The organism is Pseudomonas sp. Pseusp9, from assembly GCF_059491265.1.
Map to the genome: position 1 here is coordinate 4474953 of NZ_CP168500.1, position 24028 is coordinate 4498980.

Annotated in this window: 20 protein-coding genes; 18 read left to right on the top strand and 2 right to left on the bottom strand. The window is 52.8% G+C overall.

Features of this window, described 5'->3' with window-relative positions; all coding sequences use genetic code 11:
- Positions 1–207: 207 nt before the first annotated feature.
- Positions 208–1602 (top strand): MATE family efflux transporter, encoded by a 1395-nt coding sequence (locus tag ACEN8E_RS20270; protein ID WP_495589599.1) that lies wholly within the window; start codon positions 208–210, stop codon positions 1600–1602.
- Positions 1603–1747: 145 nt separating this feature from the next.
- Here the strand turns inward: ACEN8E_RS20270 and tusA are convergent, their stop codons facing one another.
- Together tusA and rlmM are read right to left on the bottom strand one after the other, a co-directional pair.
- Positions 1748–1999 carry a sulfurtransferase TusA gene (tusA, locus tag ACEN8E_RS20275; protein WP_057400193.1) on the bottom strand — a complete coding sequence of 84 codons (252 nt, stop codon included), beginning with the start codon at positions 1997–1999 and terminating at the stop codon, positions 1748–1750.
- A gap of 192 nt (positions 2000–2191) precedes the next feature.
- Positions 2192–3265, bottom strand: coding sequence for a 23S rRNA (cytidine(2498)-2'-O)-methyltransferase RlmM (gene rlmM / locus ACEN8E_RS20280; RefSeq protein WP_495589600.1), 1074 nt, complete (start codon positions 3263–3265; stop codon positions 2192–2194).
- 298 nt (positions 3266–3563) lie between these two features.
- Between rlmM and acnA the strand changes: the two genes are divergently transcribed.
- The 17 genes from acnA (at position 3564) to ACEN8E_RS20365 (ending at position 24021) form a co-directional block, all read left to right on the top strand.
- A complete protein-coding gene (gene acnA, locus ACEN8E_RS20285; RefSeq protein ID WP_495589601.1) occupies positions 3564–6305 on the top strand; it encodes an aconitate hydratase AcnA in 2742 nt (913 codons plus the stop codon).
- A 170-nt stretch (positions 6306–6475) separates the two neighbouring features.
- Positions 6476–7264 (top strand): CPBP family intramembrane glutamic endopeptidase, encoded by a 789-nt coding sequence (locus ACEN8E_RS20290; RefSeq protein WP_495589602.1) that lies wholly within the window; start codon positions 6476–6478, stop codon positions 7262–7264.
- A 218-nt stretch (positions 7265–7482) separates the two neighbouring features.
- Positions 7483–7917 (top strand): low molecular weight protein-tyrosine-phosphatase, encoded by a 435-nt coding sequence (locus ACEN8E_RS20295; RefSeq protein ID WP_495589603.1) that lies wholly within the window; start codon positions 7483–7485, stop codon positions 7915–7917.
- A gap of 25 nt (positions 7918–7942) precedes the next feature.
- Complete coding sequence (locus ACEN8E_RS20300) at positions 7943–10180, top strand: polysaccharide biosynthesis tyrosine autokinase (RefSeq protein WP_495589604.1); 2238 nt, start codon at positions 7943–7945, stop codon at positions 10178–10180.
- 54 nt (positions 10181–10234) lie between these two features.
- Positions 10235–10741 (top strand): transcription/translation regulatory transformer protein RfaH, encoded by a 507-nt coding sequence (gene rfaH / locus ACEN8E_RS20305; RefSeq protein WP_495589605.1) that lies wholly within the window; start codon positions 10235–10237, stop codon positions 10739–10741.
- 617 nt (positions 10742–11358) lie between these two features.
- Positions 11359–12750 carry an undecaprenyl-phosphate glucose phosphotransferase gene (locus ACEN8E_RS20310; RefSeq protein WP_495593361.1) on the top strand — a complete coding sequence of 464 codons (1392 nt, stop codon included), beginning with the start codon at positions 11359–11361 and terminating at the stop codon, positions 12748–12750.
- An 86-nt stretch (positions 12751–12836) separates the two neighbouring features.
- The gene (gene wecB / locus ACEN8E_RS20315; RefSeq protein ID WP_495589606.1) at positions 12837–13955 is read left to right on the top strand and encodes a non-hydrolyzing UDP-N-acetylglucosamine 2-epimerase; all 1119 of its coding nucleotides are present in this window, start codon (positions 12837–12839) and stop codon (positions 13953–13955) included.
- Between the two features lie 72 nt (positions 13956–14027).
- Positions 14028–15305, top strand: coding sequence for a UDP-N-acetyl-D-mannosamine dehydrogenase (gene wecC, locus ACEN8E_RS20320; RefSeq protein ID WP_495589607.1), 1278 nt, complete (start codon positions 14028–14030; stop codon positions 15303–15305).
- Positions 15277–16572 (top strand): lipopolysaccharide biosynthesis protein, encoded by a 1296-nt coding sequence (locus ACEN8E_RS20325; protein WP_495589608.1) that lies wholly within the window; start codon positions 15277–15279, stop codon positions 16570–16572. The genes wecC and ACEN8E_RS20325 overlap by 29 nt, the downstream gene beginning before the upstream one ends.
- 77 nt (positions 16573–16649) lie before the next feature.
- The gene (locus tag ACEN8E_RS20330) at positions 16650–17696 is read left to right on the top strand and encodes a glycosyltransferase (protein ID WP_495589609.1); all 1047 of its coding nucleotides are present in this window, start codon (positions 16650–16652) and stop codon (positions 17694–17696) included.
- A complete protein-coding gene (locus ACEN8E_RS20335; protein WP_495589610.1) occupies positions 17693–18484 on the top strand; it encodes a hypothetical protein in 792 nt (263 codons plus the stop codon). The genes ACEN8E_RS20330 and ACEN8E_RS20335 overlap by 4 nt, the downstream gene beginning before the upstream one ends.
- A gap of 1 nt (position 18485) precedes the next feature.
- The gene (locus ACEN8E_RS20340; RefSeq protein WP_495589611.1) at positions 18486–19709 is read left to right on the top strand and encodes an O-antigen ligase family protein; all 1224 of its coding nucleotides are present in this window, start codon (positions 18486–18488) and stop codon (positions 19707–19709) included.
- Positions 19702–20766 carry a glycosyltransferase family 4 protein gene (locus ACEN8E_RS20345; RefSeq protein ID WP_495589612.1) on the top strand — a complete coding sequence of 355 codons (1065 nt, stop codon included), beginning with the start codon at positions 19702–19704 and terminating at the stop codon, positions 20764–20766. Before ACEN8E_RS20340 ends, ACEN8E_RS20345 begins: the two co-directional genes overlap by 8 nt.
- On the top strand, positions 20753–21514 hold the full coding sequence (locus ACEN8E_RS20350; RefSeq protein ID WP_495589613.1) for a WecB/TagA/CpsF family glycosyltransferase: 762 nt from the start codon (positions 20753–20755) through the stop codon (positions 21512–21514). Before ACEN8E_RS20345 ends, ACEN8E_RS20350 begins: the two co-directional genes overlap by 14 nt.
- A 354-nt stretch (positions 21515–21868) precedes the next feature.
- Positions 21869–22153 (top strand): hypothetical protein, encoded by a 285-nt coding sequence (locus tag ACEN8E_RS20355; protein ID WP_495589614.1) that lies wholly within the window; start codon positions 21869–21871, stop codon positions 22151–22153.
- Between the two features lie 87 nt (positions 22154–22240).
- On the top strand, positions 22241–23347 hold the full coding sequence (locus tag ACEN8E_RS20360) for a polysaccharide biosynthesis/export family protein (protein ID WP_495589615.1): 1107 nt from the start codon (positions 22241–22243) through the stop codon (positions 23345–23347).
- A gap of 14 nt (positions 23348–23361) precedes the next feature.
- Positions 23362–24021: a YjbF family lipoprotein gene (locus ACEN8E_RS20365; protein ID WP_495589616.1), complete on the top strand. Its 660-nt coding sequence runs from the start codon at positions 23362–23364 to the stop codon at positions 24019–24021.
- The last annotated feature ends 7 nt before the right edge of the window (positions 24022–24028 follow it).

A 24028-nucleotide genomic window follows, 5' to 3' on the forward strand; every position in this document is an offset into this window, starting at 1 on the left:
GTGTAGGAGCGAGCATGCTCGCGATGGGCGTTAACGATAACGAGGGCTGCCTGAATGAACGCGGCGCCCTCACATCCATCGCGAGCGAGCTCGCTCCTACAGGGAGAGCGGTGCGATTACAAATACCCAACACAGTCTTTTCCTGACCGATGCGTCAACGCGTAGAATGCGCAGCCTTGCGCATCAAAACCTCTGGACGCTTCGCTTGTGAATTCCGTGACTGACACTACCGCCGCCTCACGCACGACCCCGGTTCGCCTGGAGCTCAAGGGCCTGCTTGGCCTGGCCCTGCCCATCATGATCGCGCAACTGGCCACCACGGCCATGGGCTTCGTCGATGCAGTGATGGCCGGCCGCGTCAGCCCGCGGGACCTGGCCTCCGTGGCCTTGGGCAACTCGATCTGGATTCCGGTCTACCTGTTGATGTCCGGCGTCCTGCTGGCGACCACACCCAAGGTCGCACAACGTTATGGTGCCGGGCAGTTTGACCAGATCGGGCCACTGGTGCGCCAGGCGTTGTGGCTCGCTTTGTGTGTCGGGTTGATCGGCAGTGGCCTGCTACTCAGCGCCGAGCCGATCCTGCACTGGATGAAAGTCGACCCGCAATTGATCGAGCCGAGCATGGGTTACCTGCACGGTATCGCCTTCGGCTTGCCGGGCATGGCTTTTTATTACGTACTGCGCTGCTACAGCGACGGCATGGGGCGGACCCGTCCGAGCATGGCCATTGGCCTGTGCGGCCTGTTGCTGAACATCCCGCTGAACTACACGTTGATCTATGGCCACTTCGGTGCACCGGCCCTGGGCGGTGTCGGTTGCGGCTGGGCCAGCGGCATCGTGATGTGGTTCATGGCGTTGAGCATGGCCGGCTGGACGTTCTGGGCGCCCTTCTATGCCCGCACCCGTGTGCTGGTACGCTTCGACCGTCCGCAATGGGCGGTGATCAAGCGCCTGGTCGGGATTGGCCTGCCGATCGGTATCGCGGTTTTCGCCGAGTCCAGCATCTTCGCGGTCATTGCCCTGTTGATCGGCAGTCTCGGCTCCACCGTGGTGGCCGGGCATCAAATCGCCCTCAATATCAGCTCCTTGCTGTTCATGATTCCTTACTCGCTGGGCATGGCGGTAACGGTGAGGGTGGGTCAGGCACTGGGGGCCGGCAATCCCTGGCAGGCGCGCTTCGCGGCGAAGGTCGGGCTCGGCGCAGCACTGGTGTTCGCGGCGTTCTCGGCGAGCCTGATCCTGCTTCTGCGCGAACCTATCGCCTCGATCTACACACCTGACAGGAACGTGATCCAGATTGCGTCGATGTTGATTGTCTATGCCGCGCTGTATCAGTTTTCCGATGCCATCCAGGTGATTTGCGCGGGCGCGTTGCGTGGCTACCAGGACACCCGGGTGACGATGATCCTGACCTTGTTCGCCTATTGGGGCATCGGCCTGCCGGTCGGTTACGTGCTGGGGCTGACCGACTGGTTCGGTCCGGCCAGCGGCCCGAGCGGGCTGTGGGAAGGGTTGATTGCCGGTTTGAGCTGTGCGGCGCTGATGCTGTCGATCCGCCTGACGCTCAGTGCGCGCAAACGGATTCGTAACAGCCTGGGTTGATCGCAGCAATCCTGTAGGAGCGAGCTCGCTCGCGATGGTCGTTAACGAAAACGCGGGCTTGCTGGTTAAACGCGGCGCTCTCGAGTCCATCGTCGGAACGCCGCCCGGAGCAAGCTCGCTCCTACAGTGGCGTCATGATGCGAGCTTAAACAGACTTCTTGCGAATCCAGTAGAGGTAGGTACCTTCCTCCTCGTGCTGCCCCACCAGTTCGTGGTCGAGAAACACACAGAACTTGGGAATGTCGCGTCGGGTCGACGGGTCGGTGGCGATCACCTTGAGCAGGCCGCCTGGCACCAGGTCACGAATGTGCTGGTGCAGCATCATCACCGGCTCGGGGCAGTTGAGGCCGGTGGCGTCGAGGGTGCCGTCTACCGGCGTATCAAGCATTTCACTCATGATTAACTCCTGAAACTGGCCGGCATTGTCGCGCATTGCCGGGCGTTCGGTCACCTGTGGCATTACGCCGCCCCCTTGTAGGAGCGAGCCCTGCTCGCGATGGTCGTCAACGATAACGCTGGATGCCTGACACCCCAATGCGCTCTCAGGTCCATCGCGAGCAGGCTCGCTCCTACAGGGGGTTGCGGTGTTTCAACGGGACTTGGGTTTCTTCACGTCCAGCCGACGCAAATGGCAGGTCACTTCCTCGCGGTCGTGGTACAGCTGCTTGCAGCCGATCTCGACCTTGATGCCCCGCGCCTTGAAACCATCAGCAATACGCTCCAGCAACCGTTTCACTTCGGCGTAACGCTGCTTCATCGGCAGCTTGAGGTTGACCACCGCCTCGCGGCAATGACCGTCACCGATCCACTCTTCCAGCATCGCGGCGTTGCGCGCCGGCTTCTCGACGATGTCGCAGACCATCCAGTCCACCGGCTGCTTGGGCTTGAAGGTGAAACCGTCGGCCATCAGATGTTGCACCAGACCGGTGTCCATCAGGCTTTCGGCCATCGGGCCGTTGTCGATGGCGGTCACCAGCATGCCGCGGTTGACCAGTTGCCAGGTCCAGCCACCGGGAGCGGCCCCCAGGTCGACGCCGGTCATGTCGCTGTGCAGGCGCTCGTCCCACTGGTCACGCGGGATGAAGTGGTGCCAGGCCTCTTCCAGCTTCAGGGTCGAACGGCTCGGCGCCTCCCGTGGAAACTTCAAGCGGGGAATGCCCATCGGCCACATGGCCGAGTTGTTCGACTCGGCCAGGCCCATGAACACTTCACGGCCGCTCTTGAAGGTCAGCAGCAGACGCGGCTTGTGCGCGTCCTCGACCAATTTGCCAGCGGCCATCAGCGCCTTGCGCAGGTGCACTTCAAATTTCTTGCAGAAATTCGACAGCTCCTTGCCGTCGTTGGTATCGACCATTTCCAGCCACAGGCTGCCGCACAGCGGAAAGTCCGCCATATGATCGAGGATCACGCTGATGCGGTCGGTTTCCGGCAGATCGATGAAAATCCCCCGGGCCCACTGGCGCGGGAAGATCAGTTCGGCGAAACGCTGCCCGCGCATCAGGCGCTCGGCGCCGTCTTGTTCGGTGCAGACAAACTCGGCACAGGCGGTTGCCGCCTTGGCCTTGGCATAACCGGCCACGTTCAGCCGAGCGGCAAGGTCGGAAATCTCGGAACAGACTTCACCTTCGAAGCCCGGCCGGCAATGCATGAATAGGGTGTTCATTGTTACTCCTGGACCCTGTAGGAGCGAGCCTGCTCGCGATGGATGTGAGGGCGCCGCGTTCATTCAGGCAGCCCTCGTTATCGTTTACGTCCATCGCGAGCAGGCGCGCTCCCACAAAGAGAGACCGCTTGCCCTGAAGCAAAGCCTGTCACGAAAACCGGCGCATGATAGCCGAGATCGGGAACTGGAGCTTGTCGATAGAGTCCGGTTATTAGCCAGCTACCGAAAACAGGGCTAGGTTTAATGCTCTGCCCGTCCCCTCTGTCCGTAGCCGTGCGGACTTAAAGGAGTGATTGCAATGCCGTCCCTCGATAGCCTGAAGACTTTGAAAACCCTGCAAGTCGGCGACAAGACCTACCACTACTTCAGCCTGCCCGCTGCCGCCAAAAGCCTGGGTGAGCTGGACAAGCTGCCGATGTCGTTGAAAGTCCTGCTGGAAAACCTGCTGCGCTGGGAGGACGAAAAAACCGTCACCGGCGCCGACCTCAAGGCGATTGCTGCCTGGCTCAAGGAGCGTCGCTCCGACCGCGAAATCCAGTACCGCCCGGCACGGGTGTTGATGCAGGATTTCACCGGCGTTCCCGCCGTGGTCGATCTGGCCGCCATGCGCGCAGCGATGGCCAAGGCTGGCGGCAATCCGCAGCGGATCAACCCGTTGTCGCCGGTGGACCTGGTGATCGACCACTCGGTGATGGTCGACAAGTTCGCCAGCAGCAGCGCCTTCGAACAGAACGTCGACATCGAAATGCAGCGCAATGGCGAACGTTATGCGTTCCTGCGCTGGGGCCAGAGCGCCTTCGACAATTTCAGCGTGGTGCCGCCGGGCACCGGGATCTGCCACCAGGTGAACCTTGAATACCTCGGCCGCACGGTCTGGACCAAGGACGAGGACGGCCATACCTATGCCTTCCCCGACACGTTGGTGGGCACCGATTCCCACACCACCATGATCAACGGCCTCGGCGTGCTCGGCTGGGGCGTCGGCGGTATCGAGGCGGAAGCGGCGATGCTCGGGCAACCGGTGTCGATGCTGATTCCCGAAGTGATCGGTTTCAAACTCACCGGCAAGCTCAAGGAAGGCATCACCGCCACCGACCTGGTGCTGACCGTCACCCAGATGCTGCGCAAGAAAGGCGTGGTGGGCAAATTCGTCGAGTTCTACGGCGACGGCCTCGCCGACCTGCCGCTGGCCGACCGCGCGACCATCGCCAACATGGCCCCGGAATACGGCGCCACCTGCGGTTTCTTCCCGGTAGACGACGTAACGTTGGAGTACCTGCGCCTGTCCGGCCGGCCCCTGGAAACGGTGCAACTGGTCGAGGCCTACAGCAAGGCTCAGGGCCTGTGGCGCCTGCCCGGGCAGGAACCGCTGTTCAGCGACAGCCTGGCGCTGGACATGGGCAGCGTCGAAGCCAGCCTGGCAGGGCCAAAACGCCCGCAGGACCGGGTGTCGCTGCCGAATGTCGCCCAAGCCTTCAGTGACTTCATCGACCTGCAATTCAAACCCACCAGCAAGGAAGAAGGCCGCCTGGAAAGTGAAGGCGGTGGCGGCGTTGCGGTCGGCAACGCCGATCTGGCCGGTGAAGCGGATTACCACCACGAAGGCCAGACCTATCGCCTGAAAAACGGCGCGGTGGTGATTGCCGCCATCACCTCCTGCACCAACACCTCCAACCCGAGCGTGATGATGGCCGCCGGGCTGGTGGCGAAGAAAGCCGTGGAAAAAGGCCTGAAACGCAAGCCGTGGGTGAAGAGCTCGCTGGCACCGGGCTCGAAAGTGGTCACCGACTACTACAAGGCGGCCGGCCTGACCCAATACCTCGATGAATTGGGCTTTGCCCTGGTCGGCTATGGCTGCACCACCTGCATCGGCAACTCCGGGCCGCTGCCGGAGCCCATCGAAAAAGCCATCCAGCAAGCCGACCTCACCGTGGCTTCCGTGCTCTCGGGCAATCGCAACTTCGAAGGCCGGGTGCATCCCTTGGTGAAAACCAACTGGCTGGCCTCCCCGCCGCTGGTGGTCGCCTATGCGCTGGCGGGCACGGTACGCACCGACCTCAGCCGCGAGCCGCTGGGCAATGACAAGGACGGCAAACCGGTTTACCTGCGGGACATCTGGCCAAGCAGCAAGGAAATTGCCGACGCGGTGAATCAGGTCAACACCGCGATGTTCCACAAGGAATACGCCGAAGTGTTTGCCGGTGACGAGCAATGGCAGGCGATTGAAGTCCCGCAAGCGGCGACCTATATATGGCAGGACGACTCGACCTACATCCAGCATCCGCCGTTTTTCGACGACATCGGCGGTCCACCGCCAGTGGTCAGGGACGTCAGCGGCGCGCGCGTCCTCGCACTGCTCGGCGACTCGGTGACCACCGACCACATCTCCCCCGCCGGCAACATCAAGGCCGACAGCCCGGCAGGGCAATACCTGCGCAACAAAGGCGTGGAGCCGCGGGACTTCAATTCCTATGGCTCGCGACGCGGCAATCATGAAGTGATGATGCGCGGCACCTTCGCCAACATCCGCATACGCAACGAAATGCTCGGCGGCGAGGAAGGCGGCAACACCCGCTATATTCCCACCGGGGAGAAAATGCCGATCTACGACGCCGCCATGCGCTATCAGGCTTCGGGCACCCCGCTGGTGGTGATCGCCGGCCAGGAATACGGCACCGGATCGAGTCGCGACTGGGCGGCCAAAGGCACCAACCTGCTGGGAGTCAAAGCGGTCATCGCCGAAAGCTTCGAACGGATCCACCGCTCCAACCTGGTGGGCATGGGCGTGCTGCCGTTGCAGTTCAAGCTGGATCAGAACCGCAAGAGCCTGAACCTCAACGGCAGTGAATCCCTGGACATCCTCGGCTTGACCGGCGTCGAACTGACGCCACGGATGAACCTGACCCTGGTCATCACCCGCGAAAACGGCAACCGCGAAAAAATCGAAGTGCTGTGCCGGATCGATACCCTCAATGAAGTGGAGTACTTCAAATCGGGCGGGATCTTGCATTACGTGTTGCGGCAATTGATTGCCTCGTAACTGACGAGCAATACACAAACAGACACCGCCTTCGGGCGGTGTTTTTGTTTATGTCGCCTACATCCCTATAATCGCGCGCCACTTGCAATGGAATCGCCCCAAATAGTGTGTCCGACACACAACCTGTGGGATCAGGGGCGCACAGCGTAATCCCGACACAAGGACTTTACATGCCTGCCCTGCCATGGACTTTTCTGGCCCTGCTCTGCCTCGGCTACGGATTGGCGCTCACCTACGGCCACCTCGATTGGCTGGCGGCAATCTCGGTAATGCTGCTGTTGTCCGCAGGCTTCACCGTTCGCCAACAAGTAATCCCCGGACTACGCATCCTCGGCCACGGCCTGTTCATCGTCCTGGCGCTGGCCCTGGCATTGCACTGGCTACCGGGCTTCCATAACGGTCGCGGCATTGCTCTGCAGCGTTTCAGCGAAAACGCCGTGTCGTATTCCATGTTCCTGAATCTGGACAAACCCCTGATCGGCTTCTGGCTGCTGTTGGCCTGCCCATGGATTGTCGGTCGCTGCTCGTTGCGCGCCTTCCTTTATGCCAGCGTGCTGGCACTGCCGTTGAGCGCCGTGCTGGCGCTGGGCGGTGCGCTGCTGATGGGCATTATCACCTGGGCGCCAAAATGGCCGGACCAGGCCTGGCTATGGATGCTCAACAACCTGTTGCTGGTAACCCTGGTCGAGGAAGCGTTGTTTCGCGGCTATATCCAGGGCGGACTGAGCCGGATCATGAAAACCCTGCCCCAGGGTGAAAACCTCGCCCTGCTGCTGGCGTCTCTGATTTTCGGCCTGGGCCACGCCGGGGCCGGCGGGCAATGGGTGGTACTGGCAAGTCTGGCCGGGGTCGGTTACGGCCTCGCCTACCGTTACGGTGGATTGGGCGCAGCCATCCTCAGCCACTTCGGCTTGAACCTGATGCACTTCGGACTGTTCACCTACCCGATGGCAGGATAGTCACCGCGACGAACCGAACAACCGTATGACAGAAAGTAACAGTCGAGCCTTGACCCTCCCCCCCTACACCACTAGAGTGCACGCTTTTAAAATGGCCCCGGTAGCAGTTAGCCACCGGAGATAGCCGTACAGTAGCGCGGGAACGGAATCCACACGCCATCTCCTTTCCCCCTGCCTGTGCGGTTTTCACACTTGATATCGCAACTTGCGCAGCCCCTATGTTCAATAAAATCCTGGTCGTTTGCATCGGCAACATCTGCCGAAGCCCCACCGTCGAGGCCCTGCTGAAAAGCAGACTGGCCGAGCGCGGCATTGATGTGAGTTCAGCGGGCATCCACGCCCTGGTGGACAAACCCATGGACAGCACTGCGCTGGAAGTCCTGCGCGAACACCATGGCGACCACCCGGACCACAAAGGCCGGCAACTGACCCGTGAACTGCTGCAACAGGCCGACCTGATCCTCACCATGGAAACAGGCCACATCAAACGCATCGTGCAAATGGCACCGGAAGCACAGGGCAAAACGTTCCTGCTGGGCAAGTGGCAGAACAACCAGGAAATCCCCGACCCCTATCGCCAACAGAAGGTCGCCTTCGAACACGTCTACCAACTGATGACGCAAGGCGTCGACAGCTGGTCGCAAAAACTATAATCACCCCCTTGTAAAAGTACCCCGCATGCAAAGCCCAAACAGCCTCCCCCTCCAGGAACACCGCGACGACGACGATGACGACATCGATCTGCTCGCACTCTTCGGCACCTTGATCGACAGCAAGTGGATCATTGTTGGCATCACTGCGTTCTTTTGCGCGGTGGGTGTTGCGTATGCCGTGCTGTCGACACCGGTTTACCAGGCCAATGCGCTGGTTCAGGTTGAACAGAAAAAAGGCGGCATGTCTGCTTTGGGTGGCATAGGGGAAATGAGTGAGATGTTCGGTGGCACATCTCCGGCGGTGACCGAGATTGAGCTGCTTAAATCCCGCGCGGTACTCGGCAAGGCAGTTGAGAACCTCAAACTCGATATCATTATCGAGCCGAACTATTTCCCATTTATTGGACACTTTTTGAGCCGGCGCTTTGAGCCCGCTAGTGAACACCAAGTGGCCGCACCACTACTCGGCTTGGACAGCTATACATGGGGCGGTGAAAAACTGGATATTTTCCAACTGGAAGTGCCGGATGCTTATCTTGGCAAAGGGCTGAAGCTGCGCTCAGAGGGTAATGGTGCCTTTACCCTGCTAAATGATGATGAAGACCTCCTTCACGGTCAGGCTGGTGAAAAGCTCGAACAAAACGGTTTTAAACTGCAAATCTCGACCCTGAATGCTAATGCGGGCGCGCTGTTCAACGTTACAAAGCAGCGTCGCCTCAATACTATCCTGCAATATCAGGATGCTGTGTCAGCAAGTGAGCGCGGTAAAGAGTCCGGCATTATCGCGCTATCGTTGGAAAACGAAGATCCGGCGATGGCCAACAAAGTACTGGACGAAATTAACAGGCTCTATGTACTGCAGAACGTCCAGCGCAACTCCGCCGAAGCAGCACAAAGCCTGGAGTTTCTGCGCACCCAGTTACCGGATGTACGAAAGCAACTTGAGAAAGCCGAAGGCCAGTTGAATGCCTACCAGAGCAGCGCTCGCTCTGTGGACATCACCATCGAAACAAAAGCAGTGCTTGATCAAATCGTGGCCCTGGAAACCCTGATTTCCGAGTTGAAGCTGAAGCAAGCCGAGATGGAACACCGCTTCACCCGCGAGCATCCGTCCTACCAGGCGTTAATGACCCAAATGGGACAACTCGACCAACAGAAGCGAGGACTGGAAAAAAAGGTCAAAAACCTGCCAGAGACCCAGCAGGAACTGTTGCGATTGACTCGCGACATGCAAGTTACCACCGACATCTACACTCAGCTGCTGAATAAAACCCAGGAACTGGATATTGTCCGCGCGGGCACAGTCGGAAACGTTCGAGTAATCGACTCGGCAGATGCGAACATCGAAAAACCGGTTAAGCCGAAAAAGGCACTGATCGTATTGATCGCGACCTTTCTCGGTGGCTTGCTTGCCGTGGCTTACGTGCTGGTTCGTAAAGCGATGAATCGTGGCGTCGAAGACCCAGAGGTCATCGAACAACTCGGCATCCCGGTTTACGCGTCGATCCCTCTCAGCAAGGGTCAGTCCCAGATTGAAGGTACGTTGAAGGGCAACAGCCGCGCTTCTACCGGCTCCCTGTTGCTAGCCGTGAACAACCCTGCCGACCTCGCCGTCGAATCGTTGCGCAGCCTGCGTACCAGCCTGCACTTCGCGACCCTTGAAGCGAAAAACAACATCCTGATGATTTCCGGCCCAAGTCCGGCCGTGGGTAAATCCTTCGTCTCGTGCAACCTGGCAGCCATCATTGCCCAGACCGGACAAAAGGTACTGCTGGTCGACGCCGACATGCGTAAAGGCTACCTGAACAAAATGTTCCGCCTGGACGTGAGCAACGGTTTGTCCGACCTGCTCGCCGGCAAAATTGACCTGAACAAGGCAACCCACTCCACCGAAGTGGACAACCTGCACGTCATCACCCGCGGTCAGATCCCACCAAACCCATCCGAACTGCTGATGCACAGCAACTTCACCCAGTTCCTGGAGCAAGTCAGCAGCCAGTACGACCTGGTGATCATCGATACCCCGCCAATCCTCGCAGTGACCGACGCCGCCCTGGTTGGCCGCCAGTCCGGCACGAACCTGATCGTGACCCGTTTCGGCGTAAACGCCGCCAAAGAGATCGCCGTGACCAAGCGCCGCTTCGAACAGAACGGCATCGTGGTCAAGGGTGCGATTTTCAACGCCGTGGAGCGCAAAGCTTCAGCGTACGGCTACGGCAACTACAGCTACTATCAATACGAATACGCCTCGGACAAAAAGTGACACCGGACATCAGGGCAGCGCCGCTGCCCTGATTCACCCATGAGAGCCCTCAGCATGCCTCGCCCGCACCCTCCCCCACGCTGGTACCTGATCCAGTGCAAACCCCGGCAAGACGCCCGCGCCGAGGAAAACCTGATTCGCCAGAGTTTCACCTGCTACCGACCAACGCAACAGGTCGAACGTATTCAACGCGGTCGCCGCAGCACCTCAGTGGAGTCTCTATTCCCCGGCTACCTTTTTATTCAGCTCGACCAACTCAACGATAATTGGCACCCGATCCGCTCCACCCGCGGCGTCAACCAACTGGTGACGTTCGGCAATCTACCGATTGCGGTCGCTGACGATCTCATCGAGCAATTGCAACAGCAGCTCAACGAGGCGCCCGTAGAGTCCGCAGCATTCGAACCCGGCGACCGGGTGCGCATCAACCGCGGCAGCTATAAGGAACTGGATGCGATATTCCTGGCCCGCGACGGTGCCGAACGCATCGTGATCCTGCTCCAGCTCCTGCACCGCGAACACACCCTCAGCGTACCGATCGACGCAATAGAAAAAACCTGATCCCCCCTATCGTTTTGCTCACCGAAAACAACAAAAATAAAAATCAATGACTGACGTGTAAGTGCTGAAACTGCTTGCAATGTCGACCCCTGCCCGAACCACAGCAAATATAGCTGAACCTAGTCCTCGCCCAATAAAAACCCCGCTTTTAGTGGGTCCATCCTACAAATCCGTCTTCACTTTTCCTACAAATTCGGTAGAATGCGCCCCCGGCTGAGGTTAACTACTTCACTCCGGCAGGATGCCTTGCACAGTCCCCTCGCTGTGCAATAGTCAAGGAATAGACGCATAGTCCTCTGCTGAGCTATGGCTCGGCCTGCCCGATTGACTGCCTCATCCCCCCAAATAAACTGCCAGCGCTCGCGCATCGGCTCATTCGTCGCACCCACGGCGCACGTTCTCAGGAAACCAACGGTCAATCCTGGGGCGGTAGCGTGCCCAAAACCTTGATATTGGCCAAGGCGAGTGCGTTCCCTGTCACGGATAAGGGAAACGCCACGACACAGACCGGTTTGTGCCAGAGGCTCAAACAGCAACTAAAGCTGCATGGAGTGAACACTCCAGACAGCGGGCATACCCAGGAAGGTTATGTCCAAATCGATGCAAGGGAGATTATTTTGATTCGCAAGCGCAACACCACGCTACCAGCCGGTCGCGGTCTTACGTTCTGGACCCAATGGCTTGCCGCAATCTCCGTACTCATCCTCCTGCTCTGCGCACTGGCAATCATGAAGACCGGGGAAGTCGAAGCCCACTACCGGATACTCGCGGCATTCATACTGCTCGGCTCGGTACCCGCCTACTCAATGATGCAGGCCTACCATAAACACCATGGCTATCTGGTAGGACTGGGCCGATTGTTGGCTGGCTGGCTGGTACTACTCTCCGGCTTGACCGTCGTGGCGTTTATCACCAAAACCAGTGAGCTTTTTTCCCGCGAAGTCATCATCATTCTCGCCATTGCCGGTTTCGCACTCCAAGCCTGTCTCTATGTACCGCTGCATAACCTCTCCCGGCGTTACCAGCAAAAGCTGCAAGCCGCCCGCACCTCGCTGATTATCGGCACCGGCGACCTGGCTCAAGAACTCGCGGACAAATTGGTTCGCAACAGAAACGAACCACTGGTTGGCCTGGTAGCCGCGGACGACCACCCCTCGCCCAGCAATGGCCTGTACCCGGTGATCGGCAGCCTTGCCCACCTGCGGGACCTGATCGCAACCCACCAGATTCGGCGCCTCTACATCGCATTGCCGCTGACAGAAGCCGAACAGATCGAAGGCCTGTACATCGACCTGCTGGACTCCAGCGTCGACGTCATCTGGACCCCGGATCTGCAAAGCCTGATCCTGCTCAACCACTCCGTAAGTGATATCGAAGGCCTTCCCGCCATTCACTTGAACGAGAGCCCACTGACGTCCTACCCCACCGCCGCCGCCTCTAAAGCGATAATGGACCGAACCGTCGCACTCATCGCGATAATCCTTCTTAGCCCGGTACTGCTGGCCACCGCCATCGCCGTCAAATGCTCATCCCCTGGCCCGATCCTGTTCAAACAGAAACGCCACGGGTGGAACGGCAAGATCATCAAGGTCTGGAAGTTTCGCTCGATGCGTATGCACGACGACCAGGAAGTCAAACAGGCCAGCCGTGACGACCCTCGAGTCACCCGCGTCGGTCAGTTCATCCGCCGCACTTCCCTCGATGAACTGCCACAACTGTTCAATGCCCTGCAAGGCCGCATGTCACTGGTAGGCCCTCGCCCTCACGCCGTGGCGCATAACGATTACTACACCGGCAAAATCGACGCCTATATGGCTCGGCACCGAATCAAACCGGGGATTACCGGACTTGCTCAAATCAGCGGTTATCGCGGCGAAACAGAAACCATCGACAAGATGGAAAAGCGTGTAGAGCTTGATCTCGCGTACATCAACAACTGGTCGTTGTGGCTCGATATCAAGATTCTGATCAAGACTCCCTTCACCTTGTTGTCAAAGAACATCTACTGAAGCCTGTCTGCTGCTCCTCGCTGTAGTGCGCTCTTTCGCTGCGCACTTTTGACTCAAACGAACACCAATAGAATGGCCCGTATTCAATGAAAACCCTCTGCGTCTTCGGCACTCGGCCCGAAGCTATCAAGATGGCCCCTCTGGTTCTTGCTCTTGCCTCAGACGAACGCTTCGATGCGAAGGTTTGTGTGACAGGCCAGCACCGAGAGATGCTTGATCAGGTACTTGACCTGTTTGCGATCACCCCAGACTTCGACCTGAATATCATGAAGTCCGGCCAGGACCTGACCGATGTCAGCACAGCTATCCTGCAGGGCTTGAAAGGCGTATTTGCACAATTCAAACCGGATATTGTCCTGGTCCACGGTGATACCGCGACCACCTTCGCCGCCAGCCTCGCGGCCTACTACCAACAAATTCCAGTCGCGCACGTTGAAGCGGGCCTGCGTACCGGCAATCTCTATTCGCCCTGGCCTGAAGAAGGCAATCGCAAGTTGACTGGCGCTCTGGCCAGCCTGCATTTCGCCCCTACCGAAACCTCGCAGTCGAACCTGCTACGCGAAGGCGTCAACCCCGAAAGCATCATCGTTACAGGGAACACCGTAATTGATGCATTACTGGACGTAGTGGCGCGACTTGATAAGGACCAGGAACTCAATCAAAAAGCCGCCGCACCTTGCGCATTTCTCGACCCTTCCCGGAAATTGATTCTCGTAACCGGGCATCGTCGAGAAAGCTTCGGTGACGGGTTTGAGCGAATCTGTAATGCGCTGATTGAAGTCGCCCAACAAAACCCGGAGGTCGATATCGTTTATCCGGTGCACCTCAATCCTAATGTTCGTGAACCCGTCAACCGGTTGCTTTCCGGCATCGACAATGTTCATTTGATCGAGCCATTGGATTACCTACCCTTTGTTTACATGATGACCCGCTCTCACATCATCTTGACCGACTCGGGCGGTATTCAGGAGGAAGCGCCATCTTTAGGTAAGCCGGTACTGGTGATGCGCGATACCACGGAGCGCCCAGAGGCAGTCGCCGCAGGTACAGTGAGATTGGTAGGCACAGAAACCGCAGACATTGTCCTTGAGTTGACTAGTTTACTTACCGACGCCGATGCCTACCGCACTATGAGCTTTGCCCACAATCCATATGGAGACGGTAAAGCCTGTCAGCGCATTATTGAAGCGCTGCTAACCCACTAAGACCATTTGTAAGAAACCAACGCCTTGCGCGCTGGTTATCTATATTAAACAAACATTTATCAAGGACGTTCAATGCCTTTCACAACCATCTCCGTCATTGGCCTCGGATACATTGGGCTGCCAACAGCGGCCGTATTCGCTTCGCGCAAAAAACAAGTAATCGGTGTCGACGTCAATAAAAGAGCGGTGGACTTAATTAATCGTGGTCAAATTCATATTGTTGAGCCAGACCTAGATATGGTAGTGCACGCGGCCGTAACTGAAGGATATCTTCGTGCGACTACCCAACCGGAAGCCGCTGACGCCTTTTTGATCGCCGTACCAACGCCATTCAAAGGTGATCACGAGCCTGATCTAAGCTATATCGAATCCGCCAGCAAAAGCATCTCCCCTGTATTGAAGAAAGGTGACTTGGTCATCCTCGAGTCAACCTCCCCCGTGGGTGCCACTGAACAAATGGCCGCCTGGCTTGCAGAGGCGCGACCAGATTTAAGCTTTCCGCAAACCCATGGTGAAGACTCCGATATACGTATCGCTCACTGCCCGGAACGCGTACTGCCAGGTCACGTTTTACGTGAACTCGTACAGAACGACCGAGTCATTGGCGGCATGACTCCAAAGTGCTCAGAACTAGCAATCAAGCTTTATAAAGTTTTTGTTCAAGGCGAGTGCATTGTTACAAATGCTCGCACCGCAGAAATGTGCAAACTCACCGAAAACAGTTTCCGCGACGTGAACATTGCCTTCGCAAACGAACTATCAATGATCTGCGATAAACTAGACATAAATGTTTGGGAACTCATCCGTTTGGCGAATCGCCACCCAAGAGTAAAAATCCTACAGCCTGGCCCAGGTGTTGGCGGTCATTGCATAGCAGTTGATCCATGGTTCATTGTGAGCAAAACACCAGAACAAGCTAAATTGATTCGAGCGGCACGAGAAGTTAACGACAACAAGCCACAATGGGTGATTGATTCGGTAAAAATTGCGGTTACAGATGTTCTTCAGGCAAATCCAGATAAAACTGCCAGAGAACTTACCATTGCTTGCTTTGGTCTCACCTTCAAACCAAACATCGATGACTTACGAGAAAGTCCTGCACTAGCGATCACTCAAAAAATTGCAGAAATGCACGCGGGAAGAGTATTTGCAGTAGAGCCAAATATCCAAGAGCTACCGCAACACACAAAACAATTATTAGAATTAAAAACGATTGAACAAGCCTTGGAGGAAGCAGATATAGTTGTACTCCTGGTCGATCACAATGAGTTCAAATCAATCGATTCAAAAAAAATAAACAAATATCCAATGATCGACACACGTGGAATCTGGCAAACCCAAAACCAGTGAACCACAGCCTTCACCAAAAGCAATAAAAGAGATCCATGTGAGCTTTTTAAAAAAAGTCAGCAGCCTTAGCCTGCTAAACATATCTACTGCTGCAGTCTCATTAGCATGGATCCCCATATTAATAAAATTTTTAGACATAGAGAATTACGGAAACTTTATTTTAGCCACTACTATAGCCAATATACTTTACTCACTTTTGTACGTAAATGGATGGCAGTGGCTACTAATAAAGTTAAAAGACAACCAACAAAACGCAATAACCGCAGTCACCACAAACGATATAATATTCACTATAACCACACTAGCCATCGCTTTTCAAATAAAGAACATTAACGATTTCCATCAAATCATCTCTGATGAGTACATAGGAATTTTGAGAAGCTACATTATTGGCTTCTCAATTAGCCACCTATCAATTTATACTGCACTATATAGAAGCAAAGAAAAATTTAACCCACCAGCACTGATTGCCTTAACATCTGAACTTACAAAGGCCATCACAATCATTTCAATCTGCACCCTAACCACAGAAAAAGAAACCGCAATAAAACTATTAAGTTACACTCTTTGGCTCTTCGGGCTGCCCCACGCCATTGCGAATATTTATTGCATTTCGAAATTGAAACTCAGCACACTAAAGCCTAGAAAACCCGACCTAGCAAGTTTCTTCCAATACAATCTCTATTTACACCCTAAAAACGCTTCCGACCTTCTTATAAACCACTTCGACAAAATTATAATAAACCTCAACCTAGGGCCGAGCACACTCGCAATATATGACCTACTAAAAAAACTTGGTTATGCACTATCAAAATTTTTGGCACCAGTTTACCCAATAGTTTTTGGAGCTTTAGTTTCAGCATCAAACAACAGGCTCACACTCAAAAAAAGAATAAACGAACACACAAAACACTTCGTTTTAATCTCTGCAGCCATATACATATTATTCGAACTCGCTCTTTTCACCTCAACCATACTCCCCATTGAAAGCACCATCCTTACAGCAATACATGACCACAGACAACAAATAAGACTTTACATTGCCTGTCACTTGCTAGGCTTCGCATTTTGCGCCTACCACTTAACATTAAGCGCAATTGGAAAAACCAAAATAGAATTTTATATCACAACAGCTGCAAATATTATTTTTATCGCTGCATTTTACATAGCAACCAAGCACAGTTTATTACTCGGCGTATTTACAATTTTCCTTCAATACTTAGGCTTAATCCTGGCAAAAGCATGGACAATAAAAAGAATCATATAATCTTCTACTGCGCAGATATTAGGCATAGCGACTTCTCAAAATTAGAATCCGAGGGCGCATCAGGAACTATATCCTCCATGCTTTGGATTGCCGAAGGTCTGGCAAGGTCCAAACACAAAGTAACCGTAGTGAATGAGGCATCAAACGCACAACCCCACCTAGAGCGCGATGTTCAATTCCTAGGCCTAAAAAACAGCAATAGCAAACAGCTACTTAACGAAAGCCCTCTACCTAAAATTATTGTCTGCGTAGGAGTAGAGTACTCTCACACTTTCGCCTCAATAATTAATCTTACTGCAGCAAAGATATGGTTTTGGCATCACAACCCGATAAGAACAGACAGCATCTTCAAAACGCTGCACGAGAAAGACATCGAAAGACATATTTTTGTTTCTCTAAACCATGCTTTACGACACATAAAAATAAACGCATCGAAGATACTACACTTCTATAAAAAAATTACAATTATTTACAACCCTTTAGATTTAACTCTTTTGAATAACCATCTCACATCCAGTTTAAGCGCGCCCAAAAACCACAAAAAGATCAAATGCGCTTACATTGGAAACACATCATCAGAGAAAGGTTATAATGAGTTCATTGAGCTAAAAAACAGAATAACCTCTACTGCCTCCTGGACATTTGAATGGCATGTCTTTGGTGGAGGCCTATACAATCCAGAAAACCTTTCAACAGATAAGCAAGCAAAGGTTTTCACGCACGGCACAATAGGACGCAGTGATCTTTATAAAAAAATAAATGAGCTTGATTTTATAGCTTGCGGTTTAGGTGGAAATGAAACCTTTTGCGTCACCGCAATTGAGTCCGCTTTTTTAGGAAAAAAAATACTAACCAGCAACAAAGGCGGTCAAATTGAAGCCCTTTCCAACTTTAAATCGAAGTACAACATCAAAGCGATAAAGTCCGCGAATCAATTAATACACGTCCACAACATGAGCATTCCCGAGTGGCAGTTGGAAGATTTTCGGAAGACCTGCCACAGAAAATATTCTATAGAGTCTGCTGTTGGGAATTGGGAATTACTCATTCAGGGGAATCGACCCAATCCACACTTTATAGGAAATCTTCGAGGAGCAATAGAGTCAATGGGGTTATTTAGATGAATTATGTAATTACCACGGGATGGTGGTGCTCGAGTGAAAATATCGATAGTCGAGAGACCCTAATTGGTGACGACACAATTAGAGACAAAGACTTCCATGAAATCTGGCACGAAAGCATCAGAAAAACCAGTTCATCTGCCAATATTTATATAATTGACTCTGCTTCACCAATAAAGCCTGCTCTTAACCAAGGCGAACAGCTCATCAGCCTGGAAAAGAACTTTGGACACTCTACACGCTGCGACTACAAACTCTCAGGAGTTACTAGAGCCCACATTATGGGCATGACCCTGGCACTACTAAATGAGTATGATTACTGGGTATACATTGAACAAGATGCTCTTATCCATGGAGACAATTTCATTGATCAATGCATATCCTCAATGAATAAGCCTATGGCTTTTGGCTGCGGAAAAGGTACGCCGTACCCAGCACAACAATCCTTCATGATTATTAAAACGTCGCATATTAGCCAATTCATGCATCGACTCTTAAAAATAAGAGCATCTGATAGAGAAATCTCACCGGAGCTTAAGTTCTGCATTGCCTCTTCTGCAACTCTTTCTTTACTACCAGAATTCATTTATAAATTTATAGATCGACGAGGCGCACTGAACAAAGCCGCTCGCATTTTGATTTATGGCTTAATCGACTTACTACGCGGATTCGACCATATTCCATTTGGTTATGGCCGTACAAGACCTATAAATTTTACCGATAACCATTTTTATTTCCAGCATGGCAGTTCTGTAGAACTGGAAACGTTCACCTCAACGAACAATTATTAAAATGAAACGAAGTAACGCTATCTTCTACCTGCTCTACATAAGCCTACTAGTAGACTCCATCAATGGATTCCTTATCTACTCTTACTCAACATCTATTTCACCATATTATAAAGCGCTAGTCTTTGCGCTTTGCGTACTTCAATTACGCAGCATCAAAAAGTACATTGGCCTTACGCTATTAATAGCTTTGTTTGTCTTTGCCCATACAATACAAACCCCAACATGGGATGAACTCCAACGATCACTTGACTGGATTTCAAAACTTGTATTTATTTACCTTCTATTTCAATACATGTCCACAACCACCGCGGCAAGCAAACACAACGAGAATATAATAACCTTAGCCAAAATTTCCTTTACGGTAATCGCGATAAATATATTCCTAGGCAGCCTTGGATTTGGGTATGCACAGTACTCGTTAGGGGATCAAACATACGGAACTCGCGGTTTTTTCTATGCAGGAAATGAACTGTCAGTGGCGCTTGCGTGCTCCGGCGGCATTGTAATGATAAGTTACTTTGAACGACAAAAAATGGCGAAATACCTATTATTCTCCATTCTAGCTATCGCTGTAGCAGCGTTAACAACCATGAAAGCATCAATCCTATCGATTGCAGTGCTTTTTGTTTTCATGCCACTTCTCAAGCACAAAAATGCAAGCAATGTCGCCCTCAAGAGAGCTGCCATACTCGTATTTGCCCTAGGCACAATCGGGTTTGCTGGATATTACGCGCTATATCAGATTGATCAAATATCCCGACTAACTTACTTTTATGATAAGAACGGATTAGCCTCACTTATCTTTAGCCTTAGAAATATTTGGGCGATGCAAGCACTAGATTTATTCGACAATTACTCCTTACTTAGCATGATCCTTGGCGGAGGCTTACGATGGACTGATAATATGCCGCATGGAGGTATAGTAGAAATTGACATCATTGATACTTTAATGACATACGGCATACTGGGAGTGCTGCTAGTATATGGTTTCCTATCCCTAATAATTTACAAAGCTTATTTTAATAAAAATCATGCCGGATCCAAAGCCACGGTATTACTATTATCCCTATTAACCGGCATCAGCCTTACTGCTGGCCACGTTATTTTTTCTGGTGTATCGGCCCCTCTTATCGCGGGAGCGCTCGCTTACGGGCTTAACAGCAAGTTCCTTCCCCCCCGAAAACACGCATTACCTGCTCAACGCCAGGAGCACTCTTATGCGTGAAATTTACATATTCTCTACGAATGCATCATCAAGTAAAGGCGGAATATCAACCGCCACAGCATCTTTCATTACTTGTCTGAACCAGCAAGGCTTCAAAACAAGAGAATTTGTGACTCATGAACCGAATGCAAACAGGCTACAGAACAGTGTTGTTTTTGCAATCGCAGCAATTAGCTTTATCTCTCGAGTTCTACTTGGTCGCATCTGTCTAAAAGAAACCCCAATTGCTTATTTACACGCAGGCCCAAAAGGGTCTCTAATAAGAAAGCTTCAGATCGCATTTATCGCTCGAATACTCGGGGTAAAAGCGTACACCCACCACCACTCCGCTGATTTCAAAGACTATCTACATAGCAACGGATTTTTCAATAAATGCTTGCTACTCCTATCAAAAATCAGCCATAAAAATTTTGTTCTTAGCGAATGGTGGGAAAAAATATATAGAAGCGCAAACATAACCAATGTGAGCGTCATCCCAAATTGCTTGCCACAAAATAGTTATCACATCACCCCAAAAACTTGGAACGATGAGAAAACACTACTTTCTATCGGGCGTCTTGCAAAAGGAAAAAATTTTGACTTAGTCATAAATTCATTTTCACTTCTGCCAACCAATTCAAAGTTAAAAATAGCCGGCAACGGTCCAGAACTAGAACAATTAAAAAAAATATCAACCTCATCCCCACAGCAAAAAAATATACATTTTTTAGGTTGGGTTAATGAACTCGAAAAAAACGAGCTTTACAATAGTAGCAATATATTTGTCCTCCCAAGTGACTACGACTCATTTGGAATGGTTTATATAGAGGCACTTTCCCGTGGGTGCCCCGTAGTTATTGGGCCTAATCCGGCAGTAATATCAGCACTGAGTGGGCTAGAAGGTGTATTTATGGCAAATGACTTTTCAGTCAATTCGGTCCACCAAGCGATATTAAACGGCTTATCCTCCGCAATAAACAAACAAGACATCTCCCAGTCGTGCCTACAACGGTATGGGCTAAAAACAATATCCATTAAACTCATTCAAGAACTAGAGCTAAGCAATGAAGAGGGTTGAAATTTTAGGCTGCCCGATGGATATCGGCAGCATGAGCACTACTGTAGAGAAAATTCGTACCGCTCTCGAAAAAGGTAGCTTCATTCAACATGTTGTCGTGAATGTCGCAAAATTAGTAAATATGCGTACTGATTCACAGCTCAATGAATCAGTGCGCTCTTGCGACATTATCAATATCGACGGAATGGGCGTAGTCCTTGGCGCTAGGTTTCTTGGTTATGACGTGCAAGAGCGAGTTGCAGGGGTCGACTTGTTTTACGAACTTTTGGCAATGAGTGAAACTAACAATTTCTCTGTATTCCTTCTCGGGGCAACAGAGGAAATCGTAGCCACTGCAGCCGAAAACGTCCGAACAATTTATCCAGCGCTGCCAATTGCTGGTTTCCACCACGGTTACTTCTGGGACGACGAAGCGGCGGTGGTTGATAAAATTCGCAGCTCGGGCGCCAAAATGCTTTTCGTCGCCATAACCTCACCCAAAAAAGAAAATTTTATTAATCGTTGGCGGGATCAACTCGGAGTGACCTTCGTTATGGGTGTAGGGGGAACCTTTGACGTAGTTGCAGGCAAGGTCAAACGCGCTCCGGAATGGATGCAGAATTGGGGTTTGGAATGGCTGTACCGAGTCATTCAAGAGCCCAGACGCATGTGGAAGCGCTATCTGATCACTAATAGTATCTTCGGCTGGTTGCTGCTCAAAGAAAAACTAGTCCAGCTCACGCATAACAAAAAAAATAAAGGAAAATGAACTGAATTTCTGGTCAAAAATTAGAGAAACCCTGGACTATTACGCTACAACAGCATAACGCTCGACAATTTTTATCAAAATGGCCAATCGTCACCGCATAGACATCAACTAGACACGACCAGCAAATTTCGAAAAATGCAGCCTTCTTTTCTGTTACGACTAGCACACAAAGCGACTCAGCGACAAGCTTGGTGCCGCTAACAATGGTGATTTAAAGTGAGTAAATACACCGCAACTGTCCGGTTGCTCTGATTTGACTTTTAATTCGAGCAAGTCTGGCTTGCAATACCGTCACATACTGAAATACCCTTATACCGATAACCCCCAAGGATTATCCTTTCAAGGAGCACGAACATGAAAAAACTACTGGCCATCGCCCTCGCTACCTCCATCAGCCTGCCATTGATGGCTGCTGAAACCGCCCCAGCAAAAGCCCCTGCACCTGGTGCATCCTCCGAGTTGTCCCTGTCCACTCCAATCGCTGGCGGTGTAACCGTCGGTACTGGTCTGGCAATCGGCGCTGGCGTAATCGCTGCCGGTGTTGCTGCTTCCAACAGCGGTGGCGGCGGCGGTAACGACGGTACCCCAGGTACTACCGGCACCACTGGTACTACCGGCACTACTGGTACCACTCGGTAACAGACCCCCGCTTAAAGTTCGATACGCTAACCTCCCAGCCTTGCTGGGAGGTTTTGTTTTGCCTATTCCCTTCGAGCAATTTCTACAATGAATCGCGCGCTTCCCTTGGCCATGCTGGTTGGCCTGACCCTGCAAGGCTGCATTTTCTCCCCTGGTCAGCACATGGACACGGGCAATCTGGTACGTGAAGGTTCCCCGGAAAGCAGCCGTATCGAGCTGGTTCCGATTACGCCAAAACTGGTGGCCATTGAAGCGGCCGCAGACCATTCGAATGTGGTTGCCCCGGAGCTGCTGCGTTACCAGCCTGCTGAGTACCGAATTGGTCCTGGTGACCTGATTTACATCACTGTCTGGGATCACCCGGAACTGACCGCTCCGTCCGGCCCACAACAGCAAATCGAAGCAAACGGACGCCTGATTCGTCCTGATGGCACGCTGTTCTATCCCTATGTGGGCACTATCGAAGCGGCCGGTAAAACTATCGACGAACTTCGCTCGATCATAGCCTCGCGCCTGTCCAAGGTTGTTGCCGAGCCTCAGGTGGATGTCAGCATCCTGCGTTTTGTCAGCCAGAAAGTTATCCTTTCGGGTGCTTTTACCAAAACGGGCCAGCTACCAATCACCAATACACCGTTGAGCCTTCTGGAAGCTATTGGTCAAGGCTCAGTGGAGGCTGGCACTGCAGATATCTCTGGCCTGGTTCTAAAGCGCGATGGTCGCGAGTACCTGATCGATCTTGACGCGCTCAATCGCAAGAACTCCAATCTGCACCATCTCTACCTGAAGGATGGAGATCAACTTCACCTGCCTTACAACGACCAGAAAAAGGTCTATTTGCTGGGTGAAGTCAACACATCGCGCTCCCTTAGCTTCAAGGGCAGCAACATGAACCTCACGGATGCCCTTGGCAGTGTCGGCGGCTTGCGTCAGGAAACCTCCAGCGGCAAGGAAGTTTATGTAATCCGTGGCGTAGAAAACCTGGCGGATGAGCCGGTCAAGGTTTTCCAGATCGATTTGAAGTCGCCTTCATCGTTTGCCCTTGCCCAGCACTTCAAATTAAAGCCACAGGACGTAGTGTATGTTGGCCCGGCCGATATCACTCGCTGGAACCGCTTTATCAGCCAGGTTTTCCCCTCGGCTAACTTGCTGAGCGTTGGTGCCAACATCAAAGACGACTTGGGCACCACCAACTAAGATCTGGAATTCTTGTGAAATTTCTGCGACTGGCCACCCTGGCGGTGGCCTCCTTGCTGGTGAGCGCCTGCAATCCGTTGATGACCGCTTCCATGGACACGCTGAAGGCCGCGTTCGAAGGGCCTGCGCCCTTGGAGCTGACCCGCCAGCAGGTCGATGCAACGCCTTACTACCAGATCACCATCGAGGCCCCTACGGGTGAAGCCGTGATGGCACTGGTGCGTCTGCAGGATGGTGTGGGCTTCTGGATGGCCTCGACCCGCCAGATCCTGATGCTCGAGGACGGCCTGGCCATTCGCAGTGTCGGTTTCAACGACAATCTGGATGGCACTCGCTTCGACGGAGCGTCTCCGTTCAAGACCGGACTGCACCGCATCCCCGATGGCTTGCAAACCCGACGTCATGTGGACTTTACCGACGGTTATCGAATGGGTATCAGCGTGACCAGCCGTTTCAACAGAAAGGGCCTGGAGACCGTGCACATCCTCGACCGCGACGTCGAGTTATTGCGCGTGGACGAAGAGATCTCAATGGACGGCCTGGGCTTCACCGCGCAGAACCGATACTGGGTTGACCCGGCCGACGGTTTCATCATGGCCAGCGTGCAACACCTGACCCCCGAATTGCCCCTACGCATTGTTCAAGTGCGCCCGAATAAGCCGGTAGTGCAATGATTTTTCG

Coding starts and splice junctions, on each gene's coding strand:
- tusA (WP_057400193.1), bottom strand. CDS start 1,999: ATGAGTGAAATGCTTGATACGCCGGTAGACGGCACCCTCGACGCCACC.
- rlmM (WP_495589600.1), bottom strand. CDS start 3,265: ATGAACACCCTATTCATGCATTGCCGGCCGGGCTTCGAAGGTGAAGTC.
- acnA (WP_495589601.1), top strand. CDS start 3,564: ATGCCGTCCCTCGATAGCCTGAAGACTTTGAAAACCCTGCAAGTCGGC.
- ACEN8E_RS20290 (WP_495589602.1), top strand. CDS start 6,476: ATGCCTGCCCTGCCATGGACTTTTCTGGCCCTGCTCTGCCTCGGCTAC.
- ACEN8E_RS20295 (WP_495589603.1), top strand. CDS start 7,483: ATGTTCAATAAAATCCTGGTCGTTTGCATCGGCAACATCTGCCGAAGC.
- ACEN8E_RS20300 (WP_495589604.1), top strand. CDS start 7,943: ATGCAAAGCCCAAACAGCCTCCCCCTCCAGGAACACCGCGACGACGAC.
- rfaH (WP_495589605.1), top strand. CDS start 10,235: ATGCCTCGCCCGCACCCTCCCCCACGCTGGTACCTGATCCAGTGCAAA.
- wecB (WP_495589606.1), top strand. CDS start 12,837: ATGAAAACCCTCTGCGTCTTCGGCACTCGGCCCGAAGCTATCAAGATG.
- wecC (WP_495589607.1), top strand. CDS start 14,028: ATGCCTTTCACAACCATCTCCGTCATTGGCCTCGGATACATTGGGCTG.
- ACEN8E_RS20330 (WP_495589609.1), top strand. CDS start 16,650: ATGCTTTGGATTGCCGAAGGTCTGGCAAGGTCCAAACACAAAGTAACC.
- ACEN8E_RS20335 (WP_495589610.1), top strand. CDS start 17,693: ATGAATTATGTAATTACCACGGGATGGTGGTGCTCGAGTGAAAATATC.
- ACEN8E_RS20340 (WP_495589611.1), top strand. CDS start 18,486: ATGAAACGAAGTAACGCTATCTTCTACCTGCTCTACATAAGCCTACTA.
- ACEN8E_RS20345 (WP_495589612.1), top strand. CDS start 19,702: ATGCGTGAAATTTACATATTCTCTACGAATGCATCATCAAGTAAAGGC.
- ACEN8E_RS20350 (WP_495589613.1), top strand. CDS start 20,753: ATGAAGAGGGTTGAAATTTTAGGCTGCCCGATGGATATCGGCAGCATG.
- ACEN8E_RS20355 (WP_495589614.1), top strand. CDS start 21,869: ATGAAAAAACTACTGGCCATCGCCCTCGCTACCTCCATCAGCCTGCCA.
- ACEN8E_RS20360 (WP_495589615.1), top strand. CDS start 22,241: ATGAATCGCGCGCTTCCCTTGGCCATGCTGGTTGGCCTGACCCTGCAA.